The organism is Peribacillus sp. TH14 (assembly GCF_016651145.1).
GTDB classification, from domain to species: Bacteria; Bacillota; Bacilli; order Bacillales; family DSM-1321; genus Peribacillus; species Peribacillus butanolivorans.
Genome location: NZ_JAEKEK010000001.1, coordinates 1,990,556 through 2,012,500, shown reverse-complemented (window position 1 = coordinate 2,012,500; position 21,945 = coordinate 1,990,556). Strand labels below are relative to the sequence as shown.

Annotated in this window: 24 protein-coding genes and 2 rRNA genes (1 of these 26 running past the window's edge); 25 read left to right on the top strand and 1 reads right to left on the bottom strand. The window is 39.9% G+C overall.

Annotated features, from left to right (window positions below; all coding sequences use genetic code 11):
* The 13 genes from JFU50_RS09790 to rsmI all read left to right on the top strand — a co-directional run.
* A 23S ribosomal RNA gene (locus JFU50_RS09790) occupies nucleotides 1-1,469 on the top strand; it begins 1,464 nt to the left of the window's first position.
* Between the two features lie 61 nt (nucleotides 1,470-1,530).
* A 5S ribosomal RNA gene (rrf, locus tag JFU50_RS09785) occupies nucleotides 1,531-1,646 on the top strand.
* Nucleotides 1,647-1,831: 185 nt separating this feature from the next.
* Nucleotides 1,832-2,074, top strand: coding sequence for a sigma factor G inhibitor Gin (locus JFU50_RS09780; protein ID WP_376182452.1), 243 nt, complete (start codon nucleotides 1,832-1,834; stop codon nucleotides 2,072-2,074).
* A 239-nt stretch (nucleotides 2,075-2,313) separates the two neighbouring features.
* Entirely contained in the window at nucleotides 2,314-3,768 is a 1,455-nt protein-coding gene (locus JFU50_RS09775) for an aminotransferase class I/II-fold pyridoxal phosphate-dependent enzyme (RefSeq protein WP_201222477.1), read from the top strand.
* A 39-nt stretch (nucleotides 3,769-3,807) separates the two neighbouring features.
* Nucleotides 3,808-4,449, top strand: coding sequence for a dTMP kinase (gene tmk / locus JFU50_RS09770; RefSeq protein WP_201187776.1), 642 nt, complete (start codon nucleotides 3,808-3,810; stop codon nucleotides 4,447-4,449).
* Between the two features lie 110 nt (nucleotides 4,450-4,559).
* Nucleotides 4,560-4,889: a cyclic-di-AMP receptor gene (locus tag JFU50_RS09765; protein ID WP_053349015.1), complete on the top strand. Its 330-nt coding sequence runs from the start codon at nucleotides 4,560-4,562 to the stop codon at nucleotides 4,887-4,889.
* A gap of 24 nt (nucleotides 4,890-4,913) precedes the next feature.
* Complete coding sequence (locus JFU50_RS09760; protein WP_201187778.1) at nucleotides 4,914-5,354, top strand: YaaR family protein; 441 nt, start codon at nucleotides 4,914-4,916, stop codon at nucleotides 5,352-5,354.
* Nucleotides 5,355-5,368: 14 nt separating this feature from the next.
* The gene (gene holB, locus JFU50_RS09755) at nucleotides 5,369-6,367 is read left to right on the top strand and encodes a DNA polymerase III subunit delta' (protein ID WP_053349022.1); all 999 of its coding nucleotides are present in this window, start codon (nucleotides 5,369-5,371) and stop codon (nucleotides 6,365-6,367) included.
* 1 nt (nucleotide 6,368) lies between these two features.
* Nucleotides 6,369-7,199, top strand: coding sequence for a PSP1 domain-containing protein (locus tag JFU50_RS09750; protein ID WP_053349013.1), 831 nt, complete (start codon nucleotides 6,369-6,371; stop codon nucleotides 7,197-7,199).
* A gap of 50 nt (nucleotides 7,200-7,249) precedes the next feature.
* Nucleotides 7,250-7,588, top strand: coding sequence for a DNA replication initiation control protein YabA (gene yabA / locus JFU50_RS09745; protein ID WP_207196469.1), 339 nt, complete (start codon nucleotides 7,250-7,252; stop codon nucleotides 7,586-7,588).
* A 178-nt stretch (nucleotides 7,589-7,766) separates the two neighbouring features.
* Entirely contained in the window at nucleotides 7,767-8,510 is a 744-nt protein-coding gene (locus JFU50_RS09740) for a tRNA1(Val) (adenine(37)-N6)-methyltransferase (protein ID WP_053349011.1), read from the top strand.
* Nucleotides 8,497-8,757, top strand: a complete 261-nt coding sequence (locus tag JFU50_RS09735; RefSeq protein WP_056525514.1) for a GIY-YIG nuclease family protein — start codon at nucleotides 8,497-8,499, stop codon at nucleotides 8,755-8,757. The genes JFU50_RS09740 and JFU50_RS09735 overlap by 14 nt, the downstream gene beginning before the upstream one ends.
* Nucleotides 8,758-8,760: 3 nt before the next feature.
* On the top strand, nucleotides 8,761-9,642 hold the full coding sequence (gene rsmI, locus JFU50_RS09730; RefSeq protein ID WP_201222476.1) for a 16S rRNA (cytidine(1402)-2'-O)-methyltransferase: 882 nt from the start codon (nucleotides 8,761-8,763) through the stop codon (nucleotides 9,640-9,642).
* A 61-nt stretch (nucleotides 9,643-9,703) separates the two neighbouring features.
* Here rsmI and JFU50_RS09725 read toward each other — a convergent pair whose 3' ends face one another.
* Nucleotides 9,704-9,988: an AbrB/MazE/SpoVT family DNA-binding domain-containing protein gene (locus JFU50_RS09725; protein WP_056525508.1), complete on the bottom strand. Its 285-nt coding sequence runs from the start codon at nucleotides 9,986-9,988 to the stop codon at nucleotides 9,704-9,706.
* Nucleotides 9,989-10,632: 644 nt separating this feature from the next.
* On the opposite strand from JFU50_RS09725, the gene metG reads away from it, so the two are divergent.
* The 12 genes from metG (at nucleotide 10,633) to spoVG (ending at nucleotide 21,658) form a co-directional block, all read left to right on the top strand.
* On the top strand, nucleotides 10,633-12,594 hold the full coding sequence (gene metG / locus JFU50_RS09720; RefSeq protein ID WP_201222475.1) for a methionine--tRNA ligase: 1,962 nt from the start codon (nucleotides 10,633-10,635) through the stop codon (nucleotides 12,592-12,594).
* A gap of 206 nt (nucleotides 12,595-12,800) precedes the next feature.
* Nucleotides 12,801-13,568: a TatD family hydrolase gene (locus JFU50_RS09715; RefSeq protein ID WP_201222474.1), complete on the top strand. Its 768-nt coding sequence runs from the start codon at nucleotides 12,801-12,803 to the stop codon at nucleotides 13,566-13,568.
* Nucleotides 13,569-13,843: 275 nt separating this feature from the next.
* On the top strand, nucleotides 13,844-14,998 hold the full coding sequence (locus JFU50_RS09710; RefSeq protein WP_242485348.1) for a G5 and 3D domain-containing protein: 1,155 nt from the start codon (nucleotides 13,844-13,846) through the stop codon (nucleotides 14,996-14,998).
* A 282-nt stretch (nucleotides 14,999-15,280) separates the two neighbouring features.
* Nucleotides 15,281-15,844, top strand: coding sequence for a ribonuclease M5 (gene rnmV / locus JFU50_RS09705; protein ID WP_201188168.1), 564 nt, complete (start codon nucleotides 15,281-15,283; stop codon nucleotides 15,842-15,844).
* Nucleotides 15,837-16,715: a 16S rRNA (adenine(1518)-N(6)/adenine(1519)-N(6))-dimethyltransferase RsmA gene (gene rsmA, locus JFU50_RS09700; RefSeq protein ID WP_201187786.1), complete on the top strand. Its 879-nt coding sequence runs from the start codon at nucleotides 15,837-15,839 to the stop codon at nucleotides 16,713-16,715. The genes rnmV and rsmA overlap by 8 nt, the downstream gene beginning before the upstream one ends.
* A 210-nt stretch (nucleotides 16,716-16,925) precedes the next feature.
* Nucleotides 16,926-17,804 carry a sporulation peptidase YabG gene (gene yabG / locus JFU50_RS09695; protein ID WP_201187789.1) on the top strand — a complete coding sequence of 293 codons (879 nt, stop codon included), beginning with the start codon at nucleotides 16,926-16,928 and terminating at the stop codon, nucleotides 17,802-17,804.
* 312 nt (nucleotides 17,805-18,116) lie between these two features.
* Nucleotides 18,117-18,368, top strand: a complete 252-nt coding sequence (veg, locus tag JFU50_RS09690; protein WP_034316343.1) for a biofilm formation stimulator Veg — start codon at nucleotides 18,117-18,119, stop codon at nucleotides 18,366-18,368.
* 151 nt (nucleotides 18,369-18,519) lie between these two features.
* Nucleotides 18,520-18,696, top strand: coding sequence for a small, acid-soluble spore protein, alpha/beta type (locus tag JFU50_RS09685; protein ID WP_053349002.1), 177 nt, complete (start codon nucleotides 18,520-18,522; stop codon nucleotides 18,694-18,696).
* Nucleotides 18,697-19,019: 323 nt separating this feature from the next.
* Nucleotides 19,020-19,889, top strand: a complete 870-nt coding sequence (gene ispE, locus JFU50_RS09680) for a 4-(cytidine 5'-diphospho)-2-C-methyl-D-erythritol kinase (RefSeq protein ID WP_053349001.1) — start codon at nucleotides 19,020-19,022, stop codon at nucleotides 19,887-19,889.
* Nucleotides 19,890-19,950: 61 nt separating this feature from the next.
* Nucleotides 19,951-20,775 (top strand): pur operon repressor, encoded by an 825-nt coding sequence (gene purR / locus JFU50_RS09675; protein ID WP_053349000.1) that lies wholly within the window; start codon nucleotides 19,951-19,953, stop codon nucleotides 20,773-20,775.
* 12 nt (nucleotides 20,776-20,787) lie between these two features.
* The gene (locus JFU50_RS09670) at nucleotides 20,788-21,162 is read left to right on the top strand and encodes a RidA family protein (RefSeq protein WP_053348999.1); all 375 of its coding nucleotides are present in this window, start codon (nucleotides 20,788-20,790) and stop codon (nucleotides 21,160-21,162) included.
* 199 nt (nucleotides 21,163-21,361) lie between these two features.
* Nucleotides 21,362-21,658, top strand: coding sequence for a septation regulator SpoVG (spoVG, locus tag JFU50_RS09665; protein ID WP_034316332.1), 297 nt, complete (start codon nucleotides 21,362-21,364; stop codon nucleotides 21,656-21,658).
* Nucleotides 21,659-21,945 lie beyond the last annotated feature (287 nt).

The following is a 21,945-nucleotide window of genomic DNA, read 5'->3' as shown; positions in this document are numbered from 1 at the left end:
AACGATGGGGGGACGCAGAAGGATAGGGTAAGCGCGCTGTTGGATATGCGCGTCCAAGCAGTTAGGCCGGAAACGAGGCAAATCCCGTTTCCATTAAGGCGGAGCTGTGATGGCGAGGGAAATATAGTACCGAAGTTCCTGATTCCACGCTGCCAAGAAAAGCCTCTAGTGAGATGTAAGGTGCCCGTACCGCAAACCGACACAGGTAGGCGAGGAGAGAATCCTAAGGTGTGCGAGAGAACTCTCGTTAAGGAACTCGGCAAAATGACCCCGTAACTTCGGGAGAAGGGGTGCTTTTTAGGGTGAATAGCCCGGAAAAGCCGCAGTGAATAGGCCCAGGCGACTGTTTAGCAAAAACACAGGTCTCTGCGAAGCCGCAAGGCGAAGTATAGGGGCTGACACCTGCCCGGTGCTGGAAGGTTAAGGGGAGAGGTTAGCGCAAGCGAAGCTTTGAACCGAAGCCCCAGTAAACGGCGGCCGTAACTATAACGGTCCTAAGGTAGCGAAATTCCTTGTCGGGTAAGTTCCGACCCGCACGAAAGGTGTAACGATCTGGGCACTGTCTCAACGAGAGACTCGGTGAAATTATAGTACCTGTGAAGATGCAGGTTACCCGCGACAGGACGGAAAGACCCCGTGGAGCTTTACTGCGACTCTGATATTGAATTTTGGTACAGCTTGTACAGGATAGGTAGGAGCCTGAGAAGCCGGAGCGCTAGCTTCGGTGGAGGCGTTGGTGGGATACTACCCTGGCTGTATTGAAATTCTAACCCGCGCCCCTTATCGGGGTGGGAGACAGTGTCAGGTGGGCAGTTTGACTGGGGCGGTCGCCTCCTAAAGAGTAACGGAGGCGCCCAAAGGTTCCCTCAGAATGGTTGGAAATCATTCGTAGAGTGTAAAGGCACAAGGGAGCTTGACTGCGAGACCTACAAGTCGAGCAGGGACGAAAGTCGGGCTTAGTGATCCGGTGGTTCCGCATGGAAGGGCCATCGCTCAACGGATAAAAGCTACCCCGGGGATAACAGGCTTATCTCCCCCAAGAGTCCACATCGACGGGGAGGTTTGGCACCTCGATGTCGGCTCATCGCATCCTGGGGCTGTAGTCGGTCCCAAGGGTTGGGCTGTTCGCCCATTAAAGCGGTACGCGAGCTGGGTTCAGAACGTCGTGAGACAGTTCGGTCCCTATCCGTCGCGGGCGCAGGAAATTTGAGAGGAGCTGTCCTTAGTACGAGAGGACCGGGATGGACGCACCGCTGGTGTACCAGTTGTCTTGCCAAAGGCATAGCTGGGTAGCTACGTGCGGACGGGATAAGTGCTGAAAGCATCTAAGCATGAAGCCCCCTCGAGATGAGATTTCCCATAGCGCAAGCTAGTAAGATCCCTGAAAGATGATCAGGTTGATAGGTCAGAGGTGGAAGCGTGGCGACATGTGGAGCTGACTGATACTAATAGATCGAGGACTTAACCACGCTTTAAAAAATGAAATACCTTCTTATTATCTAGTTTTGAAGGAACAACGTTCCTTTATTGTTTGGTGGCGATAGCGAAGAGGTCACACCCGTTCCCATTCCGAACACGGCAGTTAAGCTCTTCAGCGCCGATGGTAGTTGGGGGTTTCCCCCTGTGAGAGTAGGACGCCGCCAAGCCATTTTGAAAAGATCAGCCATCCTGGCTGATCTTTTTTGTTTAATGAAAAAAAAGTCATTAATAATAAAGTGTTTATCAATTATGGAAACTTTTATAGAGACATACACGTATTGAAAACCTTCATCATACATTGTTAAAAGCAGCCCCGGTTCTCTTAAACTATCTAAAGTTATGTATGCGAACAATGGTTTTTGGGGAGAATGCAGGTATGGAGGTGGAGATGTTGGGGACAACAACAACCAAAACAACGGCAGGGGAATCGTGCGTGGTTTGTGAACAGATAAAAGGTATGGGGATACACTTATATACGACTTTTATTTGTGAGGAATGCGAAAGGGATATGATTGGGACGGATACAAACGATCCTAGGTATAAATATTACTTGAAACAATTAAGAAAAATCACCAATCCTGAAATTTGTTCTTAAGCAATAGTAGTTTATAGAAAGTTGAAGAGTTAGAGAATAAAGAAATGGAATGTTTCTTATTCTCTAACTCTTTTTTTGCTTTAGAAGAATAGTTGCAGACAGCAGGTGCTTGTTTCAGAATTACAAATATACGGAGCGTAGTCCTACATAAATGCTATCCCGCTCGTGTCAATAAGAGATTAAATCGAACTTTTTTGATAAAATGAAATAAATACTATGATTTGAGGGAAGAGAGAGAAATGAATCAATTACAGACGCCATTGTTCGATGCAATGAGTGCATTTAATAAAAAGAATCCGATATCTCTGCATGTCCCAGGGCATAAAAATGGACGGGTGTTTAGTAATAAAGGTCAAGCAGTATATAACTCCTTACTGGGAATAGATACTACGGAACTAAGCGGTTTAGATGACTTACATGCCCCTGAAGGTGCTATTTTGAGATCTGAGGAACTACTCGCTGATTTATTTGGTGTACAGAAGAGTTATTTTCTAGTCAATGGTTCAACTGTTGGGAACCTTGCGATGATCCTTGCCACCTGCCGGGAAGGAGATAAGGTGCTTGTCCAAAGGAACTGTCATAAATCAATTTTACATGGACTGATGTTAGCGAATGTACAACCGATTTTTTTACAACCGATTTTTTACGAGGAATGGGGGGTTGCAGGTGGTGTCAGAATGGAACTATTTGAAGAAGCCCTGGAGGTTCATTCAGATGTAAAAGCTATCATTGTAACGTATCCAAATTATTATGGTCTTGGTGAAGATCTTTCTGAAATGGTGAAGCTGGCACACCAAAGAGGAATTCCAGTGCTGGTAGACGAGGCACATGGTGCTCACTTTCAGTTAGGAGGTCCCTTTCCTAGAACAGCAATTTTAGCTGGGGCGGACGCCGTTGTTCACTCGGCTCATAAAACATTGCCAGCAATGACGATGGGTTCCTATCTCCATATTAATACAACCTTATTAGATATAGATCAGGTGTCATTCTATTTGCAAATGCTCCAATCAAGCAGTCCATCTTATCCGATTATGGGATCTCTAGACTTAGCCAGGGCTTATCTAGCCTCATTTACATTAGAAGATCAAAACTGCCTTATTAAAAGGATATCGGATTTCAGAAGGGAATTAGCTAGTCTCCAATCGGTACGGGTGTTAGAAGCACCACCGGGAACGTCAGCAGACCCTTTAAAAGTAGTCATTCAATCAACAAAGGGTTTAAGTGGGTTTGAGTTACAGCAGTTGTGTGAAGCAGAAGGTATTTATTCAGAATTAGCTGATCCCTTTAATTTGTTAATGATTTTGCCATTATTAAAGAAAAATGACTATTTTCCTTTTCATGAAATTGTTCAAAAAATAAAAAATGTAACTGAAGAAAAAACTGGAAGACGGGAGGCCAATCAAGCAGTGAGCTGGCTAGCTGAGAATTCAATGACAAGCCTTGCGCTTCCATATTCTGTAATGAGTCAAAGGAAATCGAGACACGTAGTATTAAGTCAAGCTGTTGGAGAGGTATCTGCTGAGATGGTCATCCCTTATCCGCCGGGGATCCCTTTAATTATGTCCGGGGAAATGATTACCTCGAAGCATATATTCAACTTAAAAAGACTGCTTGACCTGGGATCGAGATTTCATGGCGGTTCCTCCCTTTCAAACGGAGAGCTAATCGTTTATGAAAGCGGGCAGGTTGGTTAAAATGATATACTACAAACAAAGAACCTTGGAGGTACACCGATGAACCGTGGTATTTTTATAACAATGGAAGGACCTGAGGGAGCTGGGAAAACAACAATTATCCAAATGCTCGGTAAGGCTCTTCAAGAAGAAGGCTACCAAGTCCTATTAACACGAGAACCAGGAGGCGTTCCCATTTCCGAGCAAATTAGGGAGGTTATCCTGAATAAAGCCAATACAGCTATGGACCCAAGAACAGAGGCTTTATTATATGCAGCTGCAAGGCGTCAGCATTTAGTTGAGATAGTTATTCCGGAGCTAGAGCGAGGAGGTATCGTTCTGTGTGACCGTTTTATAGATAGTTCTCTGGCCTATCAAGGGTATGCAAGGGGCTTAGATATAGAAGAAGTATACAATATCAATAAATTCGCAATTGGAGATATGATGCCGGATGCTACGTTCTTTTTTGATATCGATCCAGAAGAAGGGTTGAGACGTATTCAGTCCAATGGAGACCGGGAAGTGAACCGACTAGACCTGGAAGCCATAGATTTTCATAGAAAAGTATGTGAGGGGTATCAGTTAATAATAAATAGATGGAAAGACCGGTTCATTATCGTGGATGCGGGTCGGACAATTGAGGATGTTTTTGAGGAAACGAAAGCCCGCTTACTGACGTTTTTAGAAAAAACAGAACAGTAACTACTTGAATTTCCATATTATTCAACCGGACACTATTCCAAGCAAAGACTAATTGCTATAATAGAGATAGTAGAGTTAGAAAAATTCAGAGTAACCGGAGGATGATGAGAATGAAAATGATCATTGCTGTCGTTCAAGACAAGGATAGTCATCGGCTGCTGAATGAATTAGTAGAAAATAATTTCGGGACAACCAAGCTTGCCAGTACGGGCGGGTTTTTAAAATCAGGAAATACAACCTTTATGATTGGTACAGAGGATGCACGTGTTGACCAAGCCATTCAGATTATCAAACAGAATTGTCAATCACGATCCCAGTTAGTGTCACCGGTTTCACCGATGGGTGGGAATGCCGAATCCTATGTACCTTATCCAGTGGAAATTCAAGTAGGCGGTGCAACCATATTTGTTCTGCCAGTTGAAAACTTTTTACAATTTTAACGGTTAGTTGTATGGAGGTTCATTGTGAAAATCAACCATGATATCCCAATTAAGTTGGATAAAGCGCGGCAGGATACCAAACATACTCAAACGGGCAATGGAAGGTTTCAACAAATGGTCCAAACACAGGATCAAAAGATGCAAATCCAAACATTAAACCGTTTAATAGGTGATATTGAAGGGGCGGGCCAGCGATTGGTTCGGTCACGTACCTTTAGAGAATTGGCGAAATATAAAGCGTTAGTGAAGCGGTTTGTCCGAGAAGCTGTTGAATATGGTCTAGAATTGAAGCAGTCTACGACCTGGAACCAATACGGTCAAAGCCAACCATTGAAAACCGTGGAAACGATCGATGCGAGATTAGTTGAATTAAGCGAGGAAATTCTGAATAAAGAGAAGAGCTCGCTCGAAATATTAGAAATGATTGGTGAAATTAAAGGACTTCTGATTAATTTATATACTTAAGTGAGTTGATAGTGTTGGATAAAACATGGCAAGACATGAGTCAAATTCAGCCACAGGTTATGACGATGCTACAAAACAGCATAACGAAAAACAGAGTGGCTCATGCGTATATATTTGAAGGGGAAAAAGGGTCAGGTAAGCAGGATATAAGTAAAACCTTCGCTAAAAGCTTACTTTGTGAGGCCCTGACAGCAGGTTACAAGCCATGCGAGCAATGTCGGAATTGCAAACGAATTTCAAGTGGGAATCACCCTGATGTTCATTTGATTGAGCGGGATGGGCTGTCGATCAAAAAGGAACAAATTAAGAGTCTTCAAGAAGAATTCTCGAAGAAAAGTGTAGAGGCAGATCGGAAAGTTTATATGATTGCCGATGCGGATAAAATGTCAGTCGGGGCAGCAAACAGCCTATTGAAATTTTTAGAAGAGCCTTCAGCTGATACTGTGGCCATTCTGATGACCGAACAGCTTCAGAGAATTCTTCCAACGATATTATCAAGATGCCAAGTGATTTCGTTTAAGCCGTTATCCCCGGAAAATGTAAAGCGGAAGCTGATAGAACAGGATTTAGATCCGCAGCTTGCCTCGGTTATCTCACATTTAACACAGAATGTGGAAGCTGGAATCGAACTTAGCCATGATGAATGGTTTGTACAAGCTCAAAAAATAGTGGTAAAATTATATGAAGTGTTAAAACAGAATTCCTTGAAGGCTTTGTTATACCTTCAGACGGATTGGTTTTCACACTTTAAAGAAAGAGAACAGGTTGATAGAGGTCTTGATTTGTTACTTCTTATATATAAGGATTTATTATACATTCAGTTGGACAAGAAGGACCTAGTTGTATTTCAAAGTAAACTGAAGGAATTTGAAACTCACGCTCTTCATCTTTCTCCGAGACGCCTCGCTGAACATATGGGGTATATTTTGGAAGCAAAAAGGAAGCTGATGTCCAACACAAATCCACAGCTGTTAATGGAACAGCTTGTGCTGAATTTGCAGGAGGGATCATGATTTGTATGATGTTGTAGGTGTCCGTTTTAAAAAAGCGGGCAAAATATACTACTTTGATCCGGGTGAATTCGCTATTCCTAAGGACGATTTTGTAATAGTGGAGACTGTCCGCGGTGTTGAATTCGGTAAAGTTGTTACAGCCCGTAAACAAGTAGATGAAAATGATGTTGTCCTGCCATTGAAAAAGGTACTTCGGGTTGCCGATGCAAAAGATAAGTTAATTGTTGACGAAAACAAGGCAGCTGCAGAAGAGGCTTATTCTATATGTTGTCAAAAGGTCGATGAGCATAAGCTGGATATGAAGCTTGTAGATGTGTCATATACGTTCGACAGAAATAAAGTTGTATTTTATTTTACAGCGGATGGTCGCGTGGATTTCCGAGATTTAGTCAAAGATTTAGCTGCCATATTCAGAACACGGATTGAACTGCGCCAAATTGGGGTCAGGGATGAGGCAAAAATGCTTGGAGGAATCGGGCCATGTGGCAGAATGCTATGTTGCTCAACGTTTCTTGGTGATTTTGAACCTGTTTCAATCAAAATGGCGAAGGATCAAAATTTATCATTGAACCCTACAAAAATCTCAGGATTATGCGGTCGATTGATGTGCTGTCTGAAATATGAAAATGATGAGTATGAAAGTGCGAAGGAAATGCTTCCTGATTTAGGTGAAATGATTAATACGCCTGGTGGCAAAGGCAAGGTAGTGGGGCTTAATATTCTAGAACGCGTACTTCAGATTGAACTAATCGAGCAGGAAAGAGTATTAGAGTATACTTTAGATGAGATTCTAAAAGAGGGAGCCGTTTCTATTCAAGCCACAGATTATTAAGGTGGTGGGAGAGCGTGGATAAGAAAGATATTTTTGAGTCGGTGACCAATATGGAAACGCAGATAGGCCAATTATATAAACAGCTTGGTGAATTGAAGCAGAATCTAGCGGAAATTCTCGAGGAAAATCAGTCGCTCAAGTTGGAAAACGAGCACTTACGTCATCGATTAGGCCTTGTGGAAGTCGAGAGTGCACCTGCTTCTGTAAAGGTTAAACAAAAAGTAAAAAATCGTACTGCGAGTGCGGAAAAGGTTATGGATATCGGGGAAGGCTATGACAATCTAGCCCGTATCTATCAAGAAGGCTTCCATATTTGTAATCTGCATTTTGGGAGTTTACGAAAAGAAGGAGATTGCCTGTTCTGTTTATCTTTTTTAAACAAGAAGTGAAAATGGAATAATATAAAAGAATGTTCCATCTCTTTTACGTGATAGATAGACCGTTTACAATATATAGTGATTCGGGGTCTGACGCTTACTATGAGTCAGACCCTTTTTGTACGATAGATATGTTAAAGCATGGGCCCTAAACATGCTTTTTCTATACATATATAGGAGGGTAACAGCATTGGTAGAACTTAAAGGAGATGAACGCCTCGATTATCTATTGGCTGAGAATTTAAGAATCATCCAAAGCCCATCGGTGTTTTCTTTCTCATTAGATGCCGTTTTATTATCAAGGTTCGTAAACGTGCCGATTCAAAAAGGAAAACTCGTCGATCTTTGCTCAGGAAATGGGGTTATACCATTGCTGTTGAGCACAAGAACGAAAGGAACAATTAAAGGTATCGAGATTCAAGAGCGGTTATATGACATGGCTCAGAGAAGCGTAGATTATAATGACGTATCCTCCCAGATTGAGATGATTCATGGAGATATAAAAGAGATTCCAAAACAGATAGGGTATAGTAAATATGACGTGGTAACATGTAATCCACCCTATTTTCCTACTCCATCGATCGAGGAAATAAATAAGAATGAGCATTTTGCAATTGCTCGGCATGAAATTATGTGTAACCTTGAGGACGTAATGCGTGTCTCAAGTCAGTTATTACGTCAGGGTGGCAAAGCAGCATTCGTTCATAGGCCTGGCCGTTTAATGGATATTTTACATTTAATGAGAGTGTACAGGATTGAACCAAAGCGACTACAATTTGTTTATCCAAAAAGCACAAAAGAAGCAAATACGATTCTTATTGAAGGGATAAAGGACGGAAGCCCTGATTTAAAGATTCTCCCACCTCTTGTTGTGTATAATGAACAAAATGAATATAATCCGGAAATCAGAAGGATTTTATATGGAGAAGAATAGGCATTATTTTTATGTGTTGAAATGCAAGGATGGCAGCTATTATGCAGGGTATACAAATAACTTAGATCGTAGGGTCGACACGCATAATCAAGGCAAGGGGGCGAAGTATACACGGGGACGTACCCCGGTTGAACTGATTTATCATGAAACGTTTGAATCTCAGACATTAGCCATGCAGGCAGAATACCAGTTTAAGCAATTAACAAGAAAACAAAAACAAAAGTGGATGGCAAAGGAGGATAAGTAACCTATGTGGCAGCAAAAGAGTTTTGAAAAAGAAGGATTGGAGCCGGCCCTATATCTAGTTCCTACACCGATCGGAAATCTTGAGGATATGAGCTTCCGGGCTTTGAGAATTTTAAAGGAAGCGGATGTTATTGCTGCTGAGGACACGCGAAACACGAAGAAACTATGTAATTACTTTGAAATTTCGACCCCTATCGTTAGTTACCATGAACATAATAAGGAATATAGCGGGAAGCAGATGCTTGAGAGGCTTCGTTCAGGAGAAGTAATAGCCTTAGTCAGTGATGCTGGTCTGCCGACAATTTCTGACCCTGGATATGAACTGGTTAAAGATGCGATTGATGAGCAGTTTAAGGTCATCCCATTGCCGGGTGCTAATGCTGCATTAACTGCGTTGATTGCTTCGGGTCTTGCGCCACAGCCTTTTTACTTTTATGGCTTTTTACAGCGGGGAGCAAAAGAAAAAAAGCAAGAGCTAGAGAAGTTGAAAAAAATGGAAGCGACATGGATTGTCTATGAATCGCCACATCGTTTAAAAGAAACATTAAAACATATGCATGAAATTCTAGGAGACCGCCGGATTGTATTATGCCGTGAATTAACGAAGAAGTTTGAAGAGTTCATTCGTGGGACGGTAAGTGAGGCATTGGCGTGGGCAGTGGAATCCGAGATACGCGGTGAGTTCTGTTTGATAATAGAAGGGGCGCAATGGTTGGAGGAAGAGCCTGAAGAAGCATGGTGGATGGCCTTTGACATTGTTGGTCATGTCAATTATTATATAGAAACCAAACAGGTTACCTCCAAGGATGCTATCAAGCAGGTCGCAAAAGACCGTAATATACAAAAACGCGACGTATACCAGGCGTACCACATTGATGAACAATAATATGTTTAAGTAAGCAATAAAAAAAACTTCCGAAGATCGGAAGTTTTTTTATTTATATCATTTATTTAGAAGTTGAAAAGTTTTGTTGAATTTCTTGGATAAGTAATTCAGCGCCTTCACGACTAAGAATTAATTTACCGTTTGCAAGTGTAAGATTATTATCAGAAACTTCACCAGTAACTTGGCAAGTCATGTTTGGTTTGTATTTTTTCAAGATGATGCGCTCGTCATCAACATAGATTTCAAGAGCGTCTTTCTCAGCGATTCCCAATGTACGGCGAAGCTCGATTGGAATAACCACCCGGCCTAACTCATCAACTTTACGAACGATTCCTGTAGATTTCATTTTTGAAAATTCTCCTCTCAGTTTACAATCTAGTACCCATTTTCTATTTTTTTCGCCAATATTCGACAAATTTTTTTATAAATTTATAATACCAGCCATTCCCAAATTCGTCAATGATTTATTTTCATTTTTTTGTAAGAAGAGAGTATAGCTTTTCTTCCCAAGGAAGCAAAAAGGCTGGGAAAGAGAAAAATCCAGCAATTTCGTTTTATGCGAAGATTAAATCAGTAACAAGGAACTACTTACTTCAGCATGATTCGACAAACTACGCATGAAGAACACGCTTCTCTATTATATGATTAAATCCAATTTAGTTTCAAAGTATAAGTTCTGAATTAAGGATAATTTTCTTGGAAAAGACTTTAAATTATGTGATTTGTTGCACAAAAAATAAATATTAGGTATATTTTGTTGAGGTAAGAGGTAATGCTTACATAATATGGGGGCGTGTGTCCTGATATCGAAGGTTTAACTGGGGTATCTACTTATAATATTTTTTATTCTATTATCAAGATAATTTGATTAATGATTCTTGTCGCGTAGAATAGTATATAGAGTTAAAATAGAGATAATAGTTTTAAAGTAGTCTCATTGGCTTGGCCAAGTCCTAAAGCCAGTTTTTTAAAAGTTGAGGAGGGAATAAAGTGCAGGATAAATTAAAAACATTTTATATTACAACACCCATATATTATCCTAGTGGTAATTTACATATAGGGCATGCGTATACGACAGTGGCAGGGGATGCTATGGCTCGTTATAAAAGGATGCGTGGCTTTGATGTGATGTACTTAACAGGAACAGATGAACACGGTCAAAAAATCCAGCGTAAAGCGGCGGAAGAGGGAATTACTCCGCAGCAATATGTAGATAATATCGTATCAGGAATTAAAGAGCTTTGGCAAAAGCTTGATATCTCTTATGATGATTTCATTAGGACAACCGAAGATCGTCATAAAGATGTGGTAGCCAAAATCTTCAAGAAGTTACTTGATCAGGGCGATATATACTTGGACGAATATGAAGGATTATACTGTACACCTTGCGAATCTTTCTTCACGGAACGTCAGGTTGAAGAAAGCAATGGAAACTGTCCAGATTGCGGAAGACCTGTTGAAAAGGTAAAAGAAGAGTCTTATTTCTTCAAGATGAGTAAGTATGCAGATCGGTTGCTAAAGTTTTATGAGGAAAACCCAGAGTTCATACAACCGGAATCCCGTAAAAATGAAATGATTAATAACTTCATTAAACCAGGATTGGAAGATTTGGCTGTTTCCCGTACAACGTTCGATTGGGGTATTAAAGTACCAGGAAATCCAAAGCATGTTATTTATGTCTGGATTGATGCGTTGACTAATTATATTACAGCTTTAGGGTATGGAACGGATAATGATTCTAAATACCTGAATTATTGGCCGGCGGATGTGCATCTAGTCGGAAAGGAAATTGTTCGTTTCCATACGATTTACTGGCCTATTATGTTAATGGCTCTGGACATACCGCTTCCTAAGAAAGTTTTTGCCCACGGATGGCTGCTCATGAAAGACGGTAAGATGTCGAAATCAAAGGGAAATGTAGTCAACCCTGTTACATTAATTGATCGATATGGCTTGGATTCATTACGCTATTACCTTCTACGCGAAGTTCCATTTGGTTCAGATGGAGTATTTACGCCGGAAGGATTTGTAGAAAGAATCAATTTTGATCTGGCGAATGATTTAGGGAACTTATTAAATCGAACAGTAGCAATGGTCAATAAGTATTTTGACGGTGTAATTCCAAGTTACAAAGGTTCGAATAATGAGTTTGAAAAGGCACTGTTAGAAATGAATCAAGATACTGTGGGCAAGTATGAGGAAGCCATGGAGAACATGGAATTTTCAGTTGCTTTAACATCTATTTGGCAGCTTGTCAGCAGAACAAATAAGTTCATCGATGAAACTCAGCCATGGATGCTTGCAAAAGATGAAGCAACAAAAGAAGAGCTTGCGAGTGTTATGGTGCATTTGGCAGAATCTTTACGCAGGACGGCTATCCTTCTGAAACCATTTTTGACACAAACACCGGAAAAAATCTTTGCTCAGCTTAACATCCAGGATGAAATTTTAAAGTCGTGGGATAGCTTAGCGGACTTCGGTCAGATTCCTTCTGAAACAAAAGTGCTAAAGGGAGATCCAATCTTCCCTCGTTTAGACATGGAAGAGGAAGTTTTATATATTAAAGAACAAATGCAGGGTGGAACACCTAAGGTTGCAGAAAAAGTAGAAGAGACTATTCCAGAGGTTGATGAAATTACTATTGATGACTTTACAAAAGTAGAGCTTCGTGTAGCTCAGGTCATAGAAGTAGTGCCAGTAAAGAAAACAGATAAGCTTCTTAAATTGCAGCTTGATTTAGGATATGAAAAGCGGCAGGTTGTCTCAGGTATTGCTCAACACTATAAACCTGAAGATTTAGTAGGGAAAAAAGTGATTTGTGTAACGAATTTGAAACCTGTGAAGCTTCGTGGCGAGCTTTCTCAGGGGATGATTTTGGCTGGTAGCCAGGATGGTGTTCTCTCTGTTGCTACAATAGATGCCTCCATTCCAAATGGTTCGAAGGTAAAATAAACTCAAAACATAAAAGTGTTTCATATGAAACACTTTTATGTTTTTTCTTTATACTTTTGGAAAACATAACTATTATAGGGTCTATGTTTTTAGTCATATATTTGGTGTTGATACATAAAGGGAATATTTGTAATATTTTTGTTACCTAAATGTGAAACATAAAACTCTCATTTTTTTATAAAATAGTGCTAGAAAGGAAGAAAAGTATGTTATTTGATACACATGTGCATGTAAATGCGGAGCAATTCAACGAGGACCTCGAAGACGTCATCGAAAGAGCACAGGAAGCAGGAGTGAATAATATGGTTGTCGTCGGGTTTGACCGACCAACTATAACTAGAGCGATGGAATTAATAGAAACTTATGATTTTATGTATGCTGCAGTCGGTTGGCATCCTGTAGATGCGATAGATATGACAGAAGAAGACTTAAAATGGATTGAGGATCTATCCTCTCATCCTAAGGTTGTGGCTATAGGAGAGATGGGACTTGACTATCATTGGGATAAATCACCGAAAGCTATCCAAATGGAGGTGTTCAGGAAGCAAATCCGATTGGCTAAAAAGGTAGGTCTACCCATTATCATCCATAATCGGGAAGCGACCGCGGATATCGTGAACATATTAAAGGAAGAAGAGGCATCAGAAGTAGGAGGCATCATGCATTGCTTTAGTGGTAGTGCTGAAACGGCAATGGAATGTATTGATATGAACTTCTATATTTCATTGGGAGGTCCTGTAACCTTTAAAAATGCGAAAAAGCCAAAAGAGGTGGCAGCTGCAGTACCTTTAGATCGTCTACTAATCGAAACAGACTGCCCCTATTTAGCACCACACCCTTATAGAGGAAAGCGTAATGAACCGTCCTATGTGAAGCTTGTCGCTGAACAAATCGCTGAAATTAAACAACTTTCAGTAGAGGAAGTTTCTCAAGCGACGACGGATAATGCTAAGAAATTATTCGGCATTAACTGACAGCATTTTTGACACTATCTCCCGGGGTCTGCTAACTAAAATCGCATTTTTTAAGGTTTCTACAAATCTCACTCCTATCATAGGCATATTATGTCGAGAATTCGCCCTTTCCTTTTCAATAGAGAATATGCATAATAGGTAGTAATTTCCTGAATGAGAAGTGAATGGGTTGACAGCTTGATAACTATGTCTATATAATCACCGGGAGGAAGGAGGAGTTTTTCATTCTATTAAAAACTATGAAAAACCTTATTCCCAAGCTAGGAAAGAAGAGAATGGTAATTGCAATATGCAGTGCGATTCTTGTTTCTACGGCACTGGGAATACTAATCCATCAAGGAACAAAGCATACTGTTACAATAATGCTGGACGGAAAAAAAGAGGTAGTGCGGACACACGCAGCTACTGTAAATGATATGTTAAAAGATTTAGAGATTACCGTACAAGCTGCGGACTATGTCCACCCTTCAGGAGACAGTAAGGTAGAGGATAATCTAGAAGTTGTCTGGAAGCCTGCTCAAAAAATTACTTTGGTACAAGATGAAGAGACTGAGGAGGTTTGGTCAACAGCCGATACGGTGGAAGAATTTTTAAAGGAACAAGACCTTGAAGTGAATGAGAAGGATAAAATCACACCTTCAAAAAACACGAAGATGGAAGCGAATATGGAAGTTGCCATCGATAAGGCTTTTTCACTAAAATTAGTGGTAGGTGGAAACGAAAAGCAGGTATGGTCAACTTCGACTACTGTCGCTGACTTTTTAAAGCAACAAGGTGTAAAGCTCAATGATTTGGATCGAGTTGAGCCGGGATTAGTCGAAAAAGTTGAAGCTAAGAATACGGTAAACGTTATTCGAATTGAAAAAGTCACCGATGTAGTGGAAGAACCAGTGGACTTTGCTGTCATAACTAAAAAAGATGACTCCTTATCGAAAGGGAAAGAGAATATCGTCAAAGAAGGAAAAGACGGACTCATTTCTAAGGAATATGAAGTTATTAAGGAGAATGGCAAAGAGGTCAAAAGAAAATTACTTTCAGAAAAAGTCGTAAATAAAAAGCAGGATAAGGTTATAACGGTCGGAACAAAAACGACGGTTGCTCAGGCATCACGCGGAGCGAGTAATGTTAATTCTACAAGTGGAAAAGAGATTTATGTTTCATCAACGGCTTATACAGCAAGTTGTAAGGGCTGTTCAGGTGTTACTTCAACGGGTGTGGACCTTAAGAGTAATCCTGATGCCAAAATTATTGCGGTCGATCCAAGTGTAATTCCAATGGGTTCGAAAGTATATGTAGAAGGTTATGGCTATGCAGTAGCTGCTGACAAAGGCGGAGCGATAAAGGGAAATAGGATAGATGTCTTCTTTTCCTCAAAAAATGATGCATATCGCTGGGGTGTAAAGAAAGTAAAGATTCGCGTATTGAACTAATAAGGTTTCTCTCGCAGGAGATAAATTGTCTCCTGTTTTTTGACGTTTTATTTTCCATTTGTTGAAAACCCCAGTGTAAAACTGTTTTAATAAGATAGACGATTCAATAAGTCATAGGGTTTCCACAATAAGCGGTAAAATTATTTTTATTTAGCAATGGTGTCTAGTTCTAGATTCTAACTCATGGGAAAAACGATGACTCAAAAGGTAATTGTCTATCTGAGTAAAGTCCGTTTTAAAGAGCTAATCAAAGTGCTTGCGCTTTTCTGTATGGAGGAAAACATGAAAAAAATCAAAGAAATAATTGTTGTAGAAGGTAAAGATGATACGGTAGCGATAAAAAGGGCTGTTAATGCTGATACAATAGAAACGAATGGTTCTGCGGTGAATGAATCCTGCATTGAGCAGGTAAAGCTTGCACAAGAGACACGAGGAGTTATCATTTTTACAGATCCGGACTTTCCTGGACAAAAAATCAGGAATATAATTTCAGAACAAGTAAAAGGCTGTAAACACGCCTTTTTAACGAAAAAAGAAGCACTTCCTAAGTCTGGGAGAGGGATAGGTGTGGAGCACGCTTCCCCTGAAGCAATTCGTAATGCCTTGAAAGACGCTCAATTAATGGATGAAGAGGCTTCAGAAGAGATTTCACAGCAGGATTTAATAGATGCAGGTTTAATCGGAGGATCAGGTGCCAAAGAGCGAAGGGAAAGACTTGGCTCTATCTTGAAGATTGGTTTTACAAATGGGAAACAGTTATATAAGAGATTAAAAATGTTCCAAATATCAACTGAGGCTTTTTATGAAGCAATTGTACAGATAAATCAGGAGGAAAAACATGAATAAGGATATTGCAACCCCTGTCAGAACGAAAGAAATACTAAAGAAGCACGGATTCTCTTTTAAAAAGAGCTTAGGCCAAAACTTCTTAATTGATACGAATATTTTGAAACGTATTGTCGATCATGCTGAGTTGACCGAGGAAAGCGGCGCCATTGAAATTGGGCCGGGAATAGGCGCCTTGACGGAACAACTAGCGAAAAGTAGCAAAAAAGTCACGGCTTTTGAGATTGATCAGCGTTTGCTGCCGATTTTATCGGATACACTGTCACCTTATAACAATGTGAACATCATTCATGAGGATATTCTAAAAGCGGATGTAAAAAAGGTCATTGAAGAGGAATTCGCTGATATCTCAGACTTGATGGTTGTTGCAAATCTACCTTACTATGTCACAACACCTATTATTTTAAAGCTTTTGTCTGAGAACCTTCCCATAAGAGGCATTGTGTGTATGTTGCAAAAAGAAGTGGCTGATCGAATTGCTGCTAAACCTGGGACAAAGGAATATGGTTCTTTATCCATCGCCATCCAATATTATACCGAAGCAGAAACAGTGATGATTGTGCCGAAAACGGTTTTCATGCCGCAACCTAATGTCGATTCAGCGGTAATACGTCTGACTAAGCGGGTTAAGCCGATTGTTGAAGTACAAGATGAGGATTTCTTATTTATTGTTACCCGTGCTAGTTTCGCGCAACGTCGGAAAACGATTTTAAATAACTTAACAAGTCAACTACCAGATGGGAAATCGAAAAAAGAACTTATCCTTGACGCTCTCGAAGCCTCAGACGTGGATCCAACAAGACGTGGTGAAACACTAAGCATTAAGGAATTTGGCCGCTTGAGTGATGCGTTATTACCGAATTTCAAATAAGGTAAATGTTAGAAAAGTTTTAGTCGGAACGGGTCTACTCCCAGCTTCCGGCTTTTTTTTATCTAAGCATAGCCTTAGGGGAATAGACTTCTTCTTCCAATAGATATATGTAGTCTCCTTTACTTTCACCTTTCAAGAATGGTTCGCATAACTTAAGAATGAAAATAATCTAGGGCGGGCTGAAAATAAGTCTTCTCATGGGGTGAGGCCATGAATATTCAAATAAACGATATTGTTGGTCGGGTTTCTTATAAATGCGACGTGTTGTTTCGAGTAATCGATATCCGTGATATTGATGGAAGACGTGAAGCGATTCTTTATGGGGAAGATATCCGATTGATTGCAGATGCACCTTTTCAAGACTTAATGATAATAAATGATAATGAGAGAAATGTCCGACAAAGGTCCAATGAGGTACTTCAGGAACAATCTTACCGCTTATTAACACAGGACTTAGAGCTGCAGCAACAAAAAAGCGGCTATCTATCCAGTAATGGGTACCGCTATAGTGGCGAATATTTTCAGATACCAGGTAGGGTGCTTCATGTGGACGGTGATGCTTCCTACCTTAGGAAATGCCTGGATTTATATCAGAAATTCGGTATTCCAGTTAACGGTGTCTATTGCAACGAAAAGGAAATGGCCCAGCGAATAGGGGGGTTATTGGACCATTACAGGCCGGATATCCTTGTTGTCACTGGTCATGATGCCTATTCTAAATCAAAAGGACCAATGAGCGATATCAATGCCTATCGTCACTCAAGGGACTTTGTACAGACCGTACGAGAGGCGAGGAAGAAGGTATCTCATTTGGATCAATTGATTATATTTGCAGGAGCTTGTCAATCCCATTTTGAATCCCTTATCCAAGCTGGGGCCAATTTCGCAAGCTCACCTTCACGTGTTAATATACATGCTCTTGATCCAGTATATATTGTCGGGAAGGTAAGCTTTACGCCTTTTATAGAACATATCCATGTATGGGATGTTCTTCGGAATACGTTAACGGGAGAGAAAGGTTTAGGTGGAGTTGAAACAAAAGGGGTGCTGCGGACAGGGCTTCCCTTTAAGCCATTTCAGGAAGAATAAACGAGCTGCATTTTGAAAGAATGCAGCTCGCTTTTATCATGTTAGAATTCGGATATCATAACAAATAATCTGCTTTTTCTAGATGAAAAGAGCCTAGAAGTGGATTTATTTACGAAAATTCGGCATATTTTATAATGAATAGTTCGTTTACATATTTTCTCATTTACCAGGATATAATAAAAATGTTCGCGATTTTGCCGAATTTCAGGTAAAAATATATTGACTACATTTTTAAGTGCTGATATAATTTATTATTTTGTTTGCGTATATTTACAATTTGTGATATACTAAACTTAGTGAGGTGGACCGAAAATGCCAAAAACTCTAGCTGATATTAAAACTGCACTTGATTCAAACCTAGGTAAAAGATTGCTTTTAAAAGCAAACGGTGGAAGAAGAAAGACTGTAGAACGTTTTGGAACTTTGGCGGAAACTTATCCGGCTGTTTTTGTAATTGAGCTCGACCAAGATGAAAATGCGTTTGAAAGAGTATCTTACAGCTATGCGGATGTTTTAACGGAAACCGTGGAACTAACATTTTTAAACAAACAACAAGAGATGTAACTTAGAGGAGGCAGCGAACAATTATGTTTGCTGCTTTTTGTTTTGTGTTAAATATCTAATACTAACTAGTTTAGGATGAAAAAGGGTGTTATGAAATAGCGTATGATGCAAACACTAGGCATGTGACAGCATGTGAAAGGGGTTGTTTCGCTTGAGTAGAAAAAAAGGGATTATGTCAGAAGGTTTTAAAGAGGAATTGGCAAAAGAACTTGGATTTTACGATGTTGTCCAGAAAGAGGGCTGGGGAGGAATTCGAGCTCGGGACGCAGGAAACATGGTAAAACTAGCTGTCGAAAAAGCACAACGTCAATTGGTGGATAAAGAGTAAGACAAACACTAAATGGAATCATGCTGTCCTTATAAACAAGGCCAGACTCTTTCTACAATGTATAGTCATATTCATTTATGCTTACATTGTAGATATGGAGTCTGGTTTTTTTATGCATGGATCAATACAAATCGGCTGCATATTCACACTTTTTGTGGAGTAGGAGCGATCCCTTCTTCCAAGTGTCTATAGGTGACTATTCCCCTCTATAGTTCAATCTCCACTTCAATACATTGAAATTACGATGAAAAAACCTTTAGAATATAAACAAATATGATAAAATAGGACAAGAACTTTTAAGAACGTTAAAGTAGGTGGACATATTGAAGCTTATGGAAAAAGCCCCGGCTAAGATTAATTTGGCTTTGGATGTGCTTTTCAAACGGCCTGATGGGTATCATGAGGTAGAAATGATCATGACGACAGTCGACCTTGCCGATAGAATTGAACTAAAAGAAATAAAGGGAAATCACATTCAGATTCTATCCCATAATCGATTTGTTCCGGATGATCATCGGAATTTAGCTTATCAAGCTGCATTTATCCTAAAGGAACGTTTTGGAATTAATAAAGGTGTTTCTATTACTATAGAGAAAAATATACCTGTAGCAGCAGGACTTGCAGGTGGAAGCAGTGATGCCGCTGCTACATTAAGAGGTTTGAATAGACTGTGGAAGCTTGGTCTTTCTATGGATGAGCTTGCGGAAATTGGAGCTGAGATTGGCTCTGATGTGTCATTTTGTGTGTATGGGGGTACGGCGTTGGCTAGGGGCCGTGGGGAAAAAATCACGCATCTTCCTGCACCGCCAAAATGCTGGGTTATTTTAGCTAAACCGACAATCGGTGTATCGACTGCTGATATTTACAAAAGGCTGCAAATTGCAAAAATGGAACATCCTGATGTCCCTAGTATGATTTCAGCCATTAAGGAAAGCAGCTATCAAGATGTTTGCCAAGGTTTGGGGAATGTACTTGAGCAAGTGACGTTGCAGTTATATCCCGAGGTTGCGAATATTAAAGATCAAATGAAGACATTTGGAGCAGATTCTGTCTTAATGAGCGGAAGCGGTCCGACCGTTTTTGGTTTGGTGGAACATGATTCCCGCATGCAAAGAATTTATAATGGTCTTCGCGGATTTTGTGATCAAGTCTATGCAGTGCGCTTGTTAGGTGATCGAAACGACCTTGAATAGATACGTACATTAATGGTATAGTTGCAATATAATATTCGGAATTTACAAAGGGGGTGTTTCAATGAAATTTCGTCGCAGCGAGAGGCTAGTCGATATGACAAATTATTTATTAGAACATCCAGGGGAACTTGTTTCGCTGACCTACTTTGCTGAAAGGTATAGTTCTGCCAAATCTTCGATAAGTGAGGATTTAACAATCATTAAAGATACCTTTGAACAACGCGGTATAGGGTCTTTAACGACCGTGCCAGGTGCCGCGGGTGGAGTGAAATATATTGTTTCCATCAAGGAAGATGAAGCCAATGCCTTTATAGATGAACTATGCGATACAATCGCTAGTCCTGAAAGGCTACTTCCGGGCGGCTATCTGTATATGACCGACATATTAGGACATCCGCAAACGGTGAATAAGGTTGGCAGAATAATCGCTTCCATGTATGCTAAAAAAAATGTCTCAGTCATCATGACAATGGCAACCAAAGGGATATCATTAGCATACGCAGTGGCAAATTATTTGAATGTTCCTGTTGTCATAGTAAGAAGAAATAATAAAGTAACAGAAGGTTCTACAGTGAGTATTAACTATGTTTCTGGCTCATCAAAGAGAATTCAGACAATGGTGCTCTCAAAAAGAAGTCTGGTAGAGGGTTCGAATGTATTGATTGTTGATGATTTCATGAAAGCTGGAGGTACGATTAATGGTATGGTCAGCTTGCTGGATGAATTTAAGGCTACCGTTGCCGGAATTGCCGTGCTAGTGGAATCCGAACATACAGAAGAATGTCTCGTAGAGGACTATGTTTCATTAATTAAATTGACGCAGGTAGTTGAAAGAGATAAGAAAATAAATGTCAGTCGTGGCAATTATCTTACGAAAAAGAATTAGGGGGAATTTTTCATGAAAACGATACATACGAATGAAGCACCAGCTGCAATTGGTCCATATTCACAAGGCGTGATCGTAGATAAGTTATTTTTCAGTTCAGGTCAAATTCCTCTTACTGCTTCTGGTGAAATGGTAACAGGAGATGTTAAAGAACAAACACATCAAGTGTTTAAAAATCTTCAGGCTGTATTGAAAGAAGCAGGCGCCTCTTTAGAAACAGTCATTAAAGCTACAGTATTTATTAAAAGTATGAACGATTTCAGTTCAATTAATGAGGTATACGGGGAATATTTTTCAAGTCATAAGCCTGCACGCTCTTGTGTAGAGGTTGCACGTCTTCCTAAAGATGCACTAGTGGAAATAGAAGTGGTTGCGCTCGTTAAATAAACGGGCGTTTTTTATTTTGTCTTCTTTTAGGGGGAATTCGTCATGGGCATTTTCCCTGAAATTTAAGGGGGATTTTTATTTTTTTTGAAAACTAGGCTGAATTTTCTAAAAAACTTACAGATAATAGAAGGAGTTCACGTTTTTTTGTTGAATATGTACTTTAAGTTTTAACAACAACAAAAAGGGATGGTGAGCTTAAATGGAAGTAACTGACGTAAGATTACGCCGTGTGAATACGGATGGTCGTATGAGAGCTATCGCATCAATTACACTGGATAATGAATTTGTGGTTCATGATATTCGTGTAATCGACGGAAACAATGGTTTATTTGTAGCAATGCCAAGTAAACGAACTCCAGATGGAGAATTCCGAGATATCGCACATCCAATCAATTCCTCTACACGCGGGAAAATTCAAGAAGCTGTCTTGACAGAATATCATCGATTAGGAGAACTTGAAACTGAATTAGAGGAAGCGGGAGCTGGAGCTTCTTAATCACTCTTAATTTTGAACTTTAAATTTAAAATTCGTGCATCTAGAGCCTACTTCATAAGTAGTGCTCTTTTTTATTGTTTCAAAACAGAATAGTTTTTTTACTTAACAACTTTAATCGCTTTTTGTTCCACTATTGTCTTATTTTGTATTATTTATGTTAATATCTTCAAAAATTTAAATACCCCCTCTTTTTATTTTTTAAACATTTTTGGACACACTAATTTTTTATTATTTTTAGTTAAAAGGCATTTTAACTATTTTGTAAAAATGTTAACGTAACCTGTGAA